Annotated in this window: 12 protein-coding genes; 7 read left to right on the plus strand and 5 right to left on the minus strand. The window is 67.9% G+C overall.

Going from position 1 to position 12744, the window contains the following annotated elements; translation table 11 throughout:
- Positions 1 to 7 precede the first annotated feature (7 nt).
- The 7 genes from VRZ77_RS15600 to mmsB all read left to right on the plus strand — a co-directional run bounded on the left by VRZ77_RS15600 (position 8) and on the right by mmsB (position 8394).
- Complete coding sequence (locus tag VRZ77_RS15600) at positions 8 to 1813, plus strand: IlvD/Edd family dehydratase (protein WP_414593525.1); 1806 nt, start codon at positions 8 to 10, stop codon at positions 1811 to 1813.
- Positions 1800 to 2741 carry an SMP-30/gluconolactonase/LRE family protein gene (locus VRZ77_RS15605; RefSeq protein WP_414593526.1) on the plus strand — a complete coding sequence of 314 codons (942 nt, stop codon included), beginning with the start codon at positions 1800 to 1802 and terminating at the stop codon, positions 2739 to 2741. The genes VRZ77_RS15600 and VRZ77_RS15605 overlap by 14 nt, the downstream gene beginning before the upstream one ends.
- The gene (locus tag VRZ77_RS15610; protein WP_414593527.1) at positions 2741 to 3670 is read left to right on the plus strand and encodes a 2-dehydro-3-deoxygalactonokinase; all 930 of its coding nucleotides are present in this window, start codon (positions 2741 to 2743) and stop codon (positions 3668 to 3670) included. The genes VRZ77_RS15605 and VRZ77_RS15610 overlap by 1 nt, the downstream gene beginning before the upstream one ends.
- The gene (locus VRZ77_RS15615; protein WP_414593528.1) at positions 3667 to 4341 is read left to right on the plus strand and encodes a 2-dehydro-3-deoxy-6-phosphogalactonate aldolase; all 675 of its coding nucleotides are present in this window, start codon (positions 3667 to 3669) and stop codon (positions 4339 to 4341) included. The genes VRZ77_RS15610 and VRZ77_RS15615 overlap by 4 nt, the downstream gene beginning before the upstream one ends.
- 96 nt (positions 4342 to 4437) lie before the next feature.
- Positions 4438 to 5508 (plus strand): multiple monosaccharide ABC transporter substrate-binding protein, encoded by a 1071-nt coding sequence (chvE, locus tag VRZ77_RS15620; RefSeq protein WP_414593529.1) that lies wholly within the window; start codon positions 4438 to 4440, stop codon positions 5506 to 5508.
- A gap of 154 nt (positions 5509 to 5662) precedes the next feature.
- Complete coding sequence (gene mmsA / locus VRZ77_RS15625; RefSeq protein WP_414593530.1) at positions 5663 to 7213, plus strand: multiple monosaccharide ABC transporter ATP-binding protein; 1551 nt, start codon at positions 5663 to 5665, stop codon at positions 7211 to 7213.
- The gene (mmsB, locus tag VRZ77_RS15630) at positions 7210 to 8394 is read left to right on the plus strand and encodes a multiple monosaccharide ABC transporter permease (RefSeq protein WP_414593531.1); all 1185 of its coding nucleotides are present in this window, start codon (positions 7210 to 7212) and stop codon (positions 8392 to 8394) included. The genes mmsA and mmsB overlap by 4 nt, the downstream gene beginning before the upstream one ends.
- A gap of 16 nt (positions 8395 to 8410) precedes the next feature.
- On the opposite strand, the gene VRZ77_RS15635 is transcribed toward mmsB, so the two are convergent.
- The 5 genes from VRZ77_RS15635 to VRZ77_RS15655 form a co-directional block, all read right to left on the minus strand.
- Positions 8411 to 9163 carry an AprI/Inh family metalloprotease inhibitor gene (locus VRZ77_RS15635; protein ID WP_414593532.1) on the minus strand — a complete coding sequence of 251 codons (753 nt, stop codon included), beginning with the start codon at positions 9161 to 9163 and terminating at the stop codon, positions 8411 to 8413.
- A gap of 78 nt (positions 9164 to 9241) precedes the next feature.
- Positions 9242 to 10231 carry a 2-hydroxyacid dehydrogenase gene (locus VRZ77_RS15640; protein WP_414593533.1) on the minus strand — a complete coding sequence of 330 codons (990 nt, stop codon included), beginning with the start codon at positions 10229 to 10231 and terminating at the stop codon, positions 9242 to 9244.
- A gap of 107 nt (positions 10232 to 10338) precedes the next feature.
- The gene (locus tag VRZ77_RS15645; RefSeq protein WP_414593534.1) at positions 10339 to 11283 is read right to left on the minus strand and encodes a DMT family transporter; all 945 of its coding nucleotides are present in this window, start codon (positions 11281 to 11283) and stop codon (positions 10339 to 10341) included.
- Positions 11284 to 11527: 244 nt separating this feature from the next.
- Positions 11528 to 12016: a MarR family winged helix-turn-helix transcriptional regulator gene (locus tag VRZ77_RS15650; RefSeq protein ID WP_414593535.1), complete on the minus strand. Its 489-nt coding sequence runs from the start codon at positions 12014 to 12016 to the stop codon at positions 11528 to 11530.
- Positions 12017 to 12132: 116 nt separating this feature from the next.
- The gene (locus VRZ77_RS15655) at positions 12133 to 12729 is read right to left on the minus strand and encodes an NAD(P)H-dependent oxidoreductase (protein ID WP_414593536.1); all 597 of its coding nucleotides are present in this window, start codon (positions 12727 to 12729) and stop codon (positions 12133 to 12135) included.
- Between the last annotated feature and the right edge of the window lie 15 nt (positions 12730 to 12744).

The following is a 12744-nucleotide window of genomic DNA, read 5'->3' on the forward strand; positions in this document are numbered from 1 at the left end:
GCGCACCATGCACGGCACATCTCCCAAACCCGAGCGTCCGCTCCGCTCCCGCGCCTGGTTCGACAACCCGGACAATGTCGACATGACCGCGCTCTATCTGGAGCGCTACCTCAATTTCGGCCTCAGCCAGGAGGAGTTGCAGAGCGGGCGGCCGATCATCGGCATCGCCCAGACCGGCTCGGACCTCTCGCCCTGCAACCGGCACCACCTCGAACTCGCCAAGCGCACCCGCGAGGGCATACGCGAGGCCGGCGGCATCGCCATCGAATTCCCGGTGCACCCGATCCAGGAGACTGGCAAGCGCCCCACCGCCGGGCTTGATCGTAACCTCGCTTATCTCGGCCTCGTCGAGGTGCTGTACGGCTACCCGCTCGACGGCGTGGTGCTCACCATCGGCTGCGACAAGACCACGCCGGCCTGCCTGATGGCGGCGGCGACCGTCAACATCCCGGCCATTGCGCTATCGGTCGGGCCGATGCTCAACGGCTGGTACAAGGGCCAGCGTACCGGCTCCGGCACCATCGTGTGGAAGGCGCGCGAGCTGCTGGCCAAGGGCGAGATCGACTATCAGGGCTTCGTGAAGCTGGTGGCCTCCTCGGCGCCCTCGACCGGCTATTGCAACACCATGGGCACGGCGACGACGATGAACTCGCTCGCCGAGGCGCTGGGCATGCAGCTGCCGGGCTCGGCGGCGATACCCGCGCCGTATCGCGACCGCCAGGAGATCGCCTACCGCACCGGGCTGCGCATCGTGGAGATGGTGCGCGAGGACCTCAAGCCCTCGGACATCCTCACCCGCGACGCCTTCCTCAACGCCATCCGGGTGAATTCCGCCATCGGCGGCTCGACCAATGCGCCGGTCCACCTCAACGCGCTGGCGCGCCATGTCGGCGTGGAGCTCTCCATCGACGACTGGCAGACCTATGGCGAGGAAGTGCCGCTGCTCGTGAACCTCCAGCCGGCCGGCGAGTATCTCGGCGAGGACTATTACCACGCCGGGGGGGTGCCGGCCGTGGTCAACCAGCTGATGGGGCAGGGGCTGATCGCCGAGGATGCCATCACCGCCAATGGCCGCACGCTGGGCGACAATTGCCGGGCAGCGCGGATCGAGGACGAGGCGGTGATCCGCCCCTATGAGCGGCCGCTAAAGGAGAACGCCGGCTTCCGTGTGCTGCGCGGCAATCTGTTCTCCTCCGCCATCATGAAGACCAGCGTGATCTCAGCCGAGTTCCGTGTCCGCTATCTCTCCAATCCCGACGACCCGGAAGCCTTCGAGGGCCGCGCCGTGGTGTTCGACGGGCCGGAGGACTACCACGCCCGCATCGACGATCCCGCTCTCGCCATCGACGAGACGACGATCCTGTTCATGCGCGGCGCCGGGCCGGTCGGCTATCCCGGCGCGGCGGAAGTCGTGAACATGCGGGCGCCCGACTACCTGATCAAGGCGGGCGTCCACGCACTGCCGTGCATCGGCGATGGCCGGCAGTCCGGCACGTCGGGCTCGCCTTCGATCCTCAACGCCTCGCCGGAAGCGGCGGCCGGCGGCGGGCTCGCCTTGCTGCGCACCGGCGACCGGGTGCGCATCGACCTGAGGCGCAACAGCGCCAACATGCTGGTGCCGGAGGAGGAGCTTGAACGGCGCCGGCAAGAATTGGCGGCGGCGGGCGGCTATGCCTATCCCGCCAGCCAGACGCCGTGGCAGGAAATCCAGCGCCGCTTCGTCGGCCAGCTCGATACCGGCGCGGTGCTGGAGCCCGCGGTCGACTATCAGCGGATCGCCCAGACCAGGGGGATGCCGCGTGACAACCACTAGCGCATTCCCCACTAGCCCATCCCCGGCCGCCACGATCGCGGCACCCGAGGCGCTGCCGGCGGAGCTGCTGTGCGACCAGCGCTGCCATCTGGGCGAGGGGCCGAACTACGACGCGGCGAGCGACACTGCCTGGTGGTTCGACATTCTCGAACGTTGCCTGTTCGAGGCGCGGCTCGGCACCGGTGAGATCGTAGCCCACGATCTGCCGGTGATGGCGAGCGCGCTCGCCATGATCGACGACCGCAGCCAGTTGCTGGCGACCGAGCACGGCCTGATGCGCCGCGACATCGCCGGCGGCACGCTCGCCATGGTCGCGCCCGTGGAAGCGGACAATGCGGCGACGCGCTCCAACGACGCGCGGGTGCACCCGAGCGGGACGTTCTGGTTCAGTACGATGGGCCGGCGCGCTGAGCCAGGCGCCGGGACGATCTATGCCTGGCACGCCGGCACGGTGCGCCCGCTTTTTCCCGCCATCACCATACCCAATGCCATCTGCTTCTCGCGTGACGGCGCGACCGGCTACTTCGCCGACACTGCGGAGAACGCCCTCTACCGCGTTCGCCTCGACCCGGCGACCGGGCTGCCGCTGGAGGCGCCCGTCGTGCTCCATCGCCACCGCGGGCAAGGCGGCCTGGACGGCGCGGTGATCGATGCCGACGGGCGGCTCTGGTGCGCCATCTGGGGGGACGCGCGGCTCAACGCTTATTCGCCGGAAGGCGAACTCGTGCGCAGCGTTGCCGTTCCGGCGTCGCAGGCGAGCTGCCCGGTCTTCGTCGGGCGCGGCTTCGACCGGGTGCTGGTGACCTCGGCCTGGCAGCACATGGACGAGGCGGCCCGCGCCGCCGATCCGCATCACGGACGGACCTTCGTGCTCGACATCGGGGTGCGCGGGCTTGCCGAGGCGCGCGCAAGGCTTGGAGGCGTGTGATGTGCGCGCTCTCTCATGTCGTGGTCGACTGGGGCACGTCGAGCTTCCGGCTGTGGACGCTCGACGGCGACGGCCGGGTGCTCGGCGAGCGGCGCAGCGGGCAGGGGCTCGCCGCCTCGGCCGAGGCGGGGTTCGAGAACGTGCTGGAGAGCCATCTCGCCGCGCTCGGCGTTGCCGAGGGCGTGCCGGTGATGATGTGCGGCATGGTGGGATCGCGCGGCGGCTGGGTCGAGGCCGCCTATGTCGACATGCCCGCAAGGCTCGAACATGTCGTCGGGCAGGCCGTCGAGGTGCCCTCGGCACGCCGCCCCATCCGCATCCTGCCCGGCCTCGCCCAGCGCAATCCGGCCCAGCCGGACGTGATGCGGGGCGAGGAGACGCAGTTGCTTGGGTTGGCACGGCAGGGCTTCGGCGGTCTCGCCTGCCTGCCCGGCACCCATTCCAAATGGGTGGTGGTGGAAGATGGCGCGGTCCGAAGCTTCGCCACCTTCATGACCGGCGAACTGTTCCAGTTGCTGCGCAGCACCTCGGTGATTTTGCCGGCGGTTGCCGGGGCCGAGACCGTCGATGCCGGTTCCCCGGCCTTCGCGGCCGGCGTGCGCGAGGGCCTCGACGCGCCCGAGCGGCTCGCCAGCGACCTGTTCCGCCTGCGGGCGTCCTGGTTGCTGGCGGGACAAAAGCCCCAAGCCGCGCTCGACCGCCTGTCGGGCGTGCTGCTCGGGGTGGAAATCGCCGGCGCGCGGTCGAGCTTCGGCGGGCTCGACGGTCTTGCGCTCGTGGCGTCCGGCCCGGCCGCCCCGGCCTATCGCACGGCGCTCTCCCTCGCCGGGGTCGTCGGCGTCGCGGCGTTCGACGCCGACGAACTCGTCCGCGCCGGCCTTCACGCCGCCGCGTGCGCCGCCTTCCGGCCGGAAAGGAGCCTTGCATGACGACCACGATCCACGCCCGCGTTCCCTGGCCGACGATGCGGCGCCCGCTAGTCGCGATCCTGCGCGGCGTGCGCCCGGACGAAGCTGAGGGCATCGTCGATGCCCTGATCGAGGAAGGTTTTGAGGCGATCGAGATCCCGCTCAATTCGCCCGAGCCGTTCGCCTCTATCGAGATTGCGGCGCGGCTGGCCCCACAGGGCGTGCTGATCGGCGCCGGCACCGTGCTGGAGTGCGCGGAGGTCGACCGGCTGGCGGCGGCCGGCGGACGCCTCGTGGTCAGCCCGAATGTCGATCCGCAGGTGCTGGCGCGGGCCGCCGGCCACGGCATGGTGACCATGCCGGGCGTGCTGACCCCGACCGAGGCGCTGCTCGCGGTAAGGTCCGGCGCCTCCGCGCTCAAGTTCTTTCCCGCGAACCTGCTCGGCCCCGCCCTCATCCAGGCCATCGCGGTGGTGCTGCCGCCGGGCACGGTGGTCGGCGCGGTCGGGGGCGTCGGCGCGAATGAGTTCGCCGCCTATGCGCGCGCCGGCATCCGCACCTTCGGCCTCGGCTCCAGCCTCTACCGGCCCGGCGCCGCGCCCGGCGAGGTGAAGGCGAAGGCACGCGCCGTGATCGCGGCCTATGACGCCGCCTTCGCCCTGTCACGGGAGACACTGCGCGCCGACCGGTGAGGCGCGATCCCTTCAAGCGGGACATTCCCGCCAACAACCCGGCACGCCGAAGGCGTCCAAGGAAACGCAGACCACGGAACGCTCAAGGAGCTGAACATGAAACGCCTCACGACGCTGTTTTCCGCCGCCGCGCTGTCGCTCGGCGCCCTATCGCTCGCCCTCCCGGCCGCCGCGCAGGACAAGGGCACGGTCGGCATCGCCATGCCGACCAAATCCTCCGCCCGCTGGATCGCCGACGGCGACAACATGGTGAAGGTGCTGAAGGAACGCGGCTACGGCACCGATCTGCAATATGCCGAAGACGACATCCCCAACCAGCTCTCGCAGATCGAGAACATGGTGACCAAGGGCGCGAAGGTGCTGGTGATCGCCTCGATCGACGGCACGACGCTCTCGGACGTGCTGAAGCAGGCCCAGGCCCAGGGAATCAAGGTCATCGCCTATGACCGCCTGATCCGCGACACGCCGAATGTCGACTATTACGCGACCTTCGACAATTTCCAGGTCGGCGTGCTGCAGGCGGAATCCCTGCTCAAGGGGCTCGGCTATCCTGAGAACAAGGGCCCCTTCAATGTCGAGCTGTTCGGCGGCTCGCCGGACGACAACAACGCCTATTTCTTCTACGATGGCGCCATGTCGGTGCTGAAGCCGCTGATCGACAACGGCACGCTGAAGATCGCCTCCGGCCAGATGGGCATGGACAAGGTCTCGACGCTGCGCTGGGACGGCGCCACCGCCCAGGCGCGCATGGATAATCTGCTGAGCGCCTACTACACCGACAAGAAGCTCGACGGCGTGCTCTCGCCCTATGACGGGCTGTCGATCGGCATCCTGTCCTCGCTCAAGGGCGTGGGCTACGGCTCCGGCAACATGAAGATGCCGGTGGTGACCGGGCAGGACGCGGAAGTTCCCTCGGTCAAGTCGATCCTCGCCGGCCAGCAATATTCGACCGTGTTCAAGGACACCCGCGACCTTGCCAAGGTGACCGCCGACATGGTCGACGCCTCGCTGAGCGGCAAGACCGTGCCGGTGAACGACACCAAGACCTACAATAACGGCGTGAAGGTCGTGCCGTCCTACCTGCTCAAGCCCGTGGTCGTCGACAAGGGCAATTGGGAGCAGGTGCTGGTGGGCTCCGGCTACTATAAGGCCGATCAGGTCAACTGATTGGTACCTAAGGATTGGACGGGGCCGAGGAGCGTCTCCCGGCCCCGCATCCGCCGGGCAACCTCGCGCCGGAGGGCGTGAACGAAGCGCCGGTTCTCCGGAAGGGGCGTCATCAAGGCGCCCGACATCTTCAGCTCACAGGCAAGGCGGCATCATGAGCGCGCTTCTGGAAATGCGGGGCATCAGCAAGCACTTCGCCGGCGTGCGGGCGCTGAACGAGGTCAGCTTCACCGTCGAGGCCGGCGAGATTCACGCGCTGGTCGGGGAGAACGGCGCCGGCAAATCGACGCTGATGAAGGTGCTGAGCGGGGTTTACCCGCACGGCTCCTATGAGGGTGCCATCGTCTTCGACGGCGAGGAGCGCCGCTTCGGCGCCATTACCGACAGCGAGCGGCTCGGCATCATCATCATCCATCAGGAACTGGCGCTGATCCCCCTGATGTCGATCGCCGAGAACATCTTTATCGCCAATCCGCCCGGACGCTTCGGCGTCATCGACCGCGGCGCGGTGCATCAGCGCACCAAGGCGTTGCTCGCCAAGGTTGGCCTCGACGAGGCGCCCGACACGCTGGTGACCGATATCGGCGTCGGCAAGCAGCAATTGGTGGAGATCGCCAAGGCGCTGTCGAAGGAGGTCCGCCTGCTCATCCTCGACGAGCCGACCGCCAGCCTCTCCGAAAAGGACAGCGCGGCGCTGCTCGACCTGCTGCTGGAGTTCAAGGCGCAGGGCATCGCCTCGATCCTCATATCGCACAAGCTGAACGAGGTCTCGAAGGTCGCCGACCGCATCACCGTGCTGCGCGACGGGCGCACCGTCGACACGCTCGACTGCAGCAATGGCGCAGTGGAGGAAGACCGCATCATCATGAAGATGGTCGATCGCGATCTGGAACACCGCTACCCCCGGCGCACGCCCGATATCGGCGAACCGATCTTCACCGTTTCGGACTGGTCGGCCTATCACCCGCTGCATGGCGAGCGGCAGGTGATCCGCCATGTCGATTTCGAGGTCCGCCGCGGCGAGATCGTCGGCATTGCCGGCCTGATGGGCGCCGGGAGGACCGAATTCGCCATGAGCGTCTTCGGCCGCTCCTGGGGCCAGAAGATCAGCGGCCGCGCCGAGATCGAGGGGCGGGAGGTGGACCTCTCGACGGTGCGCCGCGCCGTCGACGCCGGCCTCGCCTATGTCACCGAAGACCGCAAGCAGCTCGGCCTGCTGCTCGCCGAGGACATCCGCAAGAACATCACGCTGGCCAATCTGCCGGCTGTCGCCTCCGGACAGGTAATCGACGACCTTCAGGAGCTGCGCGTCGCGTCAGACTATCGTGGCCGCATGCGCATCCGCAGCCACAGCGTCTATCAGGAGGTGGGCAAGCTTTCCGGCGGCAACCAGCAGAAGGTGGTGCTGTCGAAATGGCTGTTCACCGATCCCAAGGTGCTGATCCTGGATGAGCCGACGCGCGGCATCGATGTCGGCGCCAAATACGAAATCTATTGCATCATCAATGAGCTGGCAGATGCCGGCAAGGGCGTGGTGGTGATTTCCTCCGAGATGCCGGAGTTGCTCGGCATCTGCGACCGCATCTGCGTGATGGCCGAGGGCGCCTTCGTCGGCGAGTTCCCGGCCGCCGAGGCGACGCAGGAGAGGATCATGCGCACCATCATGCGCAAGGGAGAACATCGTCCAATGGAGGCACGCGCATGAGCGAGACCGCGCTGAACAAGCCGCACCATGCCGGCTTTCTGAAGAACAATCTGCGCGAATACGGGATGCTGATCTCGCTCTGCGCGATCATGGTGTTCTTCGAGGTGGTGACCGACGGCACGCTGATGCGCCCGCTGAACCTCACCAATCTCGTGCTGCAGAACAGCTATATCGTCATCATGGCGCTGGGCATGCTGCTGATCATCGTCACCGGCCATATCGACCTCTCGGTCGGCTCGGTGGCGGGCTTCATCGGTGCCGTGGCGGCGGTGCTGATGGTGAGGTACGGCCTGCACCCGATCCCCGCCGTGGTGATCTGCCTGGCGCTGGGCGGGCTTATCGGCGCGGCGCAGGGCTATTGGGTGGCCTATTTCAGGATACCATCCTTCATCGTCACGCTCGCCGGCATGCTGGTGTTCAAAGGGCTCGCTTTGGCCATTCTCGCCGGCCAGTCGGTCGGGCCGTTCCCGACCGGGTTCCAGCGGCTGTCCTCCGGCTTCATCCCGGAACTGGTGCCCGACGCCGGCACGCTCTACCCGACCTCGCTGGCGCTCGGCGCGGCACTCGCCGTCGCGCTGGTCTGGTTGAACTTCCGTGGACGGGCCCGGCAGGAGGCCCACAATGTCGAGACCGAACCCTACGGGTTCTTCCTCGCCAAGAATGTCGTGCTGTTCGCCATCATCACCTATTTCGCCTATCTCATCGCCTCGCATCGCGGCCTGCCCAACGTGCTGGTGATCATGGCGGTGCTGATCGCGCTCTATGCCTTCGTGACAACCCGCACCACGATCGGCCGGCAGATCTACGCCGTCGGCGGCAACGAGAAGGCGGCCAAGCTCTCGGGCATCAAGACCGAGCGGCTGACCTTCCTCACCTTCGTGAACATGGGCGTGCTGGCGGCGCTCGCCGGCCTGATCTTCGCCGCCCGGCTGAACACGGCGACGCCGAAGGCTGGCCTCGGCTTCGAGCTGGACGTGATCGCCGCGTGCTTCATCGGCGGGGCCTCGGCCTATGGCGGCGTCGGCCGGGTCGGTGGCGCGGTGATCGGCGCGCTGATCATGGGCGTGATGAACAACGGCATGTCGATCCTCGGCATCGGCATTGACTACCAGCAGGTCATCAAGGGGCTGGTGCTGCTCGGCGCCGTGTGCCTCGACGTCTACAACCAGAAGCGGGGATAGCGGAAGACGCGGGCGCTCAGCGCACGCGGGAAAGGAACAGCGGGCGGCTGTCCTCGGGCACCTTGGTGAAGCCGCCTTCCTCGTTGCTGGCGAAACGCAGCGCGACGCCGGCGGCCGATTCCAGCACCAGATCGCCGCGCTCGATGCGCCAGCGGTCAGGCATGAAGCGGCCGAACAGTAGGCGGCAGCCGCCGTCCGGGTCGAGCCGGTACGCGCCCTGCCGCGCCGAGGCATCCGACAGCCGGATGCGGCAGACCGGCCGCCCATAGGCGCGCGCCACGTCCCACAGGCCGAACATGTCGTCGGGCCGCGCCTGTTCCACCGGATCGGCGAGGCGCGGATTGATCAGGAAATACACGCCGTCGCGCTCGCGCAGCGCTTCCCAGGTGCCGCCCACGCCCTCGGTGAACTCCGCCACCAGCGCGCCGCGGGCGTCATGGAGCCGGATGGCGTTGCCCGGCCCCATGCTCCAGCCGGCGATGTCGACGCTGAATGCGATGGTCTGCGCGCAGGCCGCACGATCGAGCGTCACCTCGTGGAGAGTGGGCGCGTCGGCCGCCGGGGCGCGCAGGGCGCGGGCCGACAGCAGGATCGGGCAGGCCCTCATGCCGTCGGCGCTGGCAAGCTGATAGTCCCCGACGAGATGGGCATCATCGCCGGCCGCCTCGGTCGCGGGCGGCGGCGTCTGGGCATGCGCCGGCAACAGGGCGGCAAGCGCCAGCAGGCCCGCCAGAAGCAGCTTCACAGCCGGAAGGACGGTTCCGCGCATGAATGTGAGGCACTTTCATCGAGGGAGATGTCGCCGCAGGCTAGCACCGCCCTGCTACGAGGTCACGCCCTACCCGGTTCAGGCGGAAGGCACGGGGGTTTCGGGCACCGGGGTGAGCGGCGGCTTGCCGGCCTTCCAGGCGAGAAGGTTGTCGACCACGAGCTGGCCCATGGCGTTGCGCGTCACATGGGTGGCGGAGGCGATGTGCGGCAGCAGCACCACATTATCCATGGCGCGCAGCGCCTCGGGCACGTTCGGCTCGTCGGCGAACACATCGAGCCCGGCGCTGGCAATGGTGCCGTCGGCCAGCGCCTTGATCAGCGCCGGCTCGTCGACCACCGAGCCGCGCGCGACATTGATCAGCACGCCATTCGGACCCAGCGCCGCCAGCACCTCGGCATTGATCATGTTCAGCGTCGCCGGCCCGCCGGGGACGATGACGATCATCGCATCGACATCGCGCGCCATGGCGATCAGCTCGGGATAATGGGCGTAGGCGAGGCCCGGCACCGGGCGGCGGCTGTGATAGGCGATCGGGCGGCCGAAGCCTTCCAGCCGCGTTGCGATCGCCTGGCCGATGCGGCCCATGCCGACAATGCCGATGGTGCGGTCGCGTAGCGTGGGCGAGAGCGGGAAGCCGCCCTTCGGCCATTTGCCCTCGCGCACGAAGCGATCGGCCTGCGGCACGCGGCGCAGCGTGGCGAGCAGCAGCGCGACCGACAGGTCGGCCACCTCGTCGTCGAGCACGCCGGGCGTGTTGGTGATGATGACGCCGCGCGCGGCGGCATCCGCCACGTCGACCGCATCATAGCCGACACCGAAATTGGCCACGATCTCCAGCGCCGGCAGCCTCGCCATCAGCGCGCCGGTGACGCGGGTCTTGCCGCCGCTGGTGGAATTGACGCCAGTGGCAACGGCGCGGATGCGAGGCCCAAGCTCTCCGAGTATCTGTTCGGCGTCGGGCGCATCGAGGCGGTGCACGGTGAAATGCTCGGCGAGCTGCGCCTCGATCATCGGCATCATCGGGCCGGTCTGCAGCAGGTCGGGGCGGTTCTCGGCATCGCTCATCGGCGTCATTCCCTCTGGTACGGGCGGCTTTCCGGACAGGCACGGGAAACCGCTTGCGCGGCTATTCGTCATCAAAGCCGGGACGGTTTCAAGCACCCGGAGGTGGCTCATTCGCCGAGATTGGCTTCCAGCGACCGGGTGGCGTGGCGCACGCGTTCGCGCCACAGGAGGTAAAGACCCGAGCAGATGACAATGCCGGCGCCGATCAGGGTCGGGGTGTCCGGGGTCTGGTGGAAAATCAGCCAGCCCGACAGCATCATCCAGATCATCTGCGTGTAGAGGAAGGGCGAGAGCACCGCCGCCGGAGCGCGGCGATGGGCCATGACCACCAGCAGATGGCCGAGCCCACCGAAAATGCCCAGCAGCGACAGCCCGCCAATGACGAGCGCCTCGCCCGGCACCGACCAGAACCAGGGCAGCGGCACGGTGAGCACCGCGGTGCCGACGAAGGAGGTGTAGAACATCGTCGTCGCGGTGGAATCGGTGGCCGCCAGCATGCGCGTCGAGATGTTGTAGAACGCGTAGCACAGCGCCCCGCCGAGCGAAGCCAGCACCGCCGGATGCAGGCCCTGCGTGCTCGGCTGCACGATGATCAATATGCCGGCAAAGCCGACCATGATCGCGAGCCAGCGATGCACGCCGATCCATTCGCCGAGCAGCGGGCCGGCGAACAGCGCGACCAGGAACGGCGTCGAGAAGGTGATCGACATGGTCTGGTCGAGCTGGAGATATTGCAGGGCGAAGAAATTGCCCAGCGTGGTTCCCACCAGCAGCAACGAGCGCGTGATCTGCAGCCCCAGCCGCCGCGTGCGCCAGAAGCCGGGCGTCGACCACGGGTTCAGCACCAGGAAGGACAGCACGAACTGCCCGGCATAGCGCGCCCAGGCGATCTCCAGCGGATGCACGGTGTGGTTCAGCCATTTGACCGTGGTGTCCAGCAGGGTGAACAGCACGAAGGCCACGCAGATCAGCCCGATGCCGGTCAGGCGCGTCCGGGGATCGTCCGAATCGGGCAGTCGGCTCGGCGAGGCGCCGGGGGAGGCGGGCTTCAAGGCGCTACTCGCGGGCTTGAGGGCAGGCGTCGGCAGGCAGGCGTCGGTCTCGTGGGCCGGGCCGTGCCGACGCGCCCCCTCGACAGCGGCTCAGGGAGCGCAAGCATGGATTAGGCGCGCCGGGCGGCCCCCACAAGCGGGCGGCGACGGAAATTACGATAAGAAACAGATTTTATCGATCATGTGTTTCCATCCGATCACGCGATGCGTGCGGAATGATCGGCCGCCGTGCCGGTTCGTCGGTTCAGCTCGCTTCTTCCGGGCCGTCCGGCTCGTCATCGGGCTCCGAAATGGTGGCGCCGAGTTGCAGCGAGAGGTTTTTCTCCAGCCGGCGCAGCAGCTTGCGCAGGCGCTTGCGGTCCTTGCCGTCGAGCCCGGCGACCATCTGGTCCTCCAGCGAGTCGCGGATGGCATCGATCGCCCCGGCGCGCGAGCGGCCCTCCTCGGTGAGGTGGACCCGCACCAGCCGGGCATCGCCCTCCGAGGCGCGGCGGACCAGCAGCCCCTGGGCGGAGAGCCGGCCGACGGTCTTGGAGGCCGTGGGCGGGCGCACCCTGAGAGCGTCGGCGAGCTCGGTCATGGTGCGGCCATCGGATTCCATGAGCAGCTTGAGCACGGTTTCCTGGCCGGGAAACAGGCCGATTTCGGTCAGCCGCCGTGCCGCCAGCGCGCGCTGCAGCCGGGCCGCATGATGCAGCCGGTTGCCGATGCTCTTATCGAAGCCGTCCTTCATAGGGGCCTCCGTCCGACGCTCCATTGCAGCAACTATTTGTTGTAACAGAAACGATATGTCGTGACAGGAGCATGGCTGCAATCTGCTTCGCCGTCAAAATTATCAGTAAGGCGACGTTATTTGGCCCGCAGCTGGGAAAACCGCGCCTCTACCCGCGCGAGGAACGCCGCGCGCCGGGAGGCGCTGGCCGAATCCATGCTGTGCAGCGCCATCCATAGCCGGCGCGCCTTGGGATGCACGATCTCGCCGACGCCCGAGAGCAGGATGCGCCGGCCGGGCTGGCCCATCCACAGCCACCACAGCCAGGGAGAGCCGAGCGTCGAGACGGCGGCGAGCACGCGGATGTTTGTGAGCCGGCGTTCCAGCATGCGCAGCGGGCCGGGCATGCCGAAGGTCTCATGGGGCACCAGCACCCGGTCGAGCCAGCCTTTCAGCATGGCGGGCGGGCCGTACCACCAGGTCGGATAGACGAAGACCAGCCCGTCCGCGCGCTTCAACCGCGCGAGTTCGTCGGCCACCGGCGCGATGTTGCCGCCCTCGCTGTGATAGTTGCGGCGCTCGGATTCGCTCATCACCGGATTGAAACGCTCGGCATAAAGATCAAGCAGATCGGCCTCGTGCCCGGCATTGGCGAGGCCGCGAATCACCGCGTCGCGCACCGCCGCGCCAAAGCTGTCGGGAACCGGGTGGCAGTAGACGACGAGGATGCGCATTGCGGCCGGCCTCCG

It is taken from the genome of Ancylobacter sp. G4_0304, assembly GCF_047501495.1.
In the GTDB taxonomy this organism is placed as follows: domain Bacteria; phylum Pseudomonadota; class Alphaproteobacteria; order Rhizobiales; family Xanthobacteraceae; genus Ancylobacter.

Coding starts and splice junctions, on each gene's coding strand:
- VRZ77_RS15600 (WP_414593525.1), top strand. CDS start 8: ATGCACGGCACATCTCCCAAACCCGAGCGTCCGCTCCGCTCCCGCGCC.
- VRZ77_RS15610 (WP_414593527.1), top strand. CDS start 2,741: ATGTGCGCGCTCTCTCATGTCGTGGTCGACTGGGGCACGTCGAGCTTC.
- VRZ77_RS15615 (WP_414593528.1), top strand. CDS start 3,667: ATGACGACCACGATCCACGCCCGCGTTCCCTGGCCGACGATGCGGCGC.
- chvE (WP_414593529.1), top strand. CDS start 4,438: ATGAAACGCCTCACGACGCTGTTTTCCGCCGCCGCGCTGTCGCTCGGC.
- mmsA (WP_414593530.1), top strand. CDS start 5,663: ATGAGCGCGCTTCTGGAAATGCGGGGCATCAGCAAGCACTTCGCCGGC.
- mmsB (WP_414593531.1), top strand. CDS start 7,210: ATGAGCGAGACCGCGCTGAACAAGCCGCACCATGCCGGCTTTCTGAAG.
- VRZ77_RS15635 (WP_414593532.1), bottom strand. CDS start 9,163: ATGCGCGGAACCGTCCTTCCGGCTGTGAAGCTGCTTCTGGCGGGCCTG.
- VRZ77_RS15640 (WP_414593533.1), bottom strand. CDS start 10,231: ATGAGCGATGCCGAGAACCGCCCCGACCTGCTGCAGACCGGCCCGATG.
- VRZ77_RS15650 (WP_414593535.1), bottom strand. CDS start 12,016: ATGAAGGACGGCTTCGATAAGAGCATCGGCAACCGGCTGCATCATGCG.
- VRZ77_RS15655 (WP_414593536.1), bottom strand. CDS start 12,729: ATGCGCATCCTCGTCGTCTACTGCCACCCGGTTCCCGACAGCTTTGGC.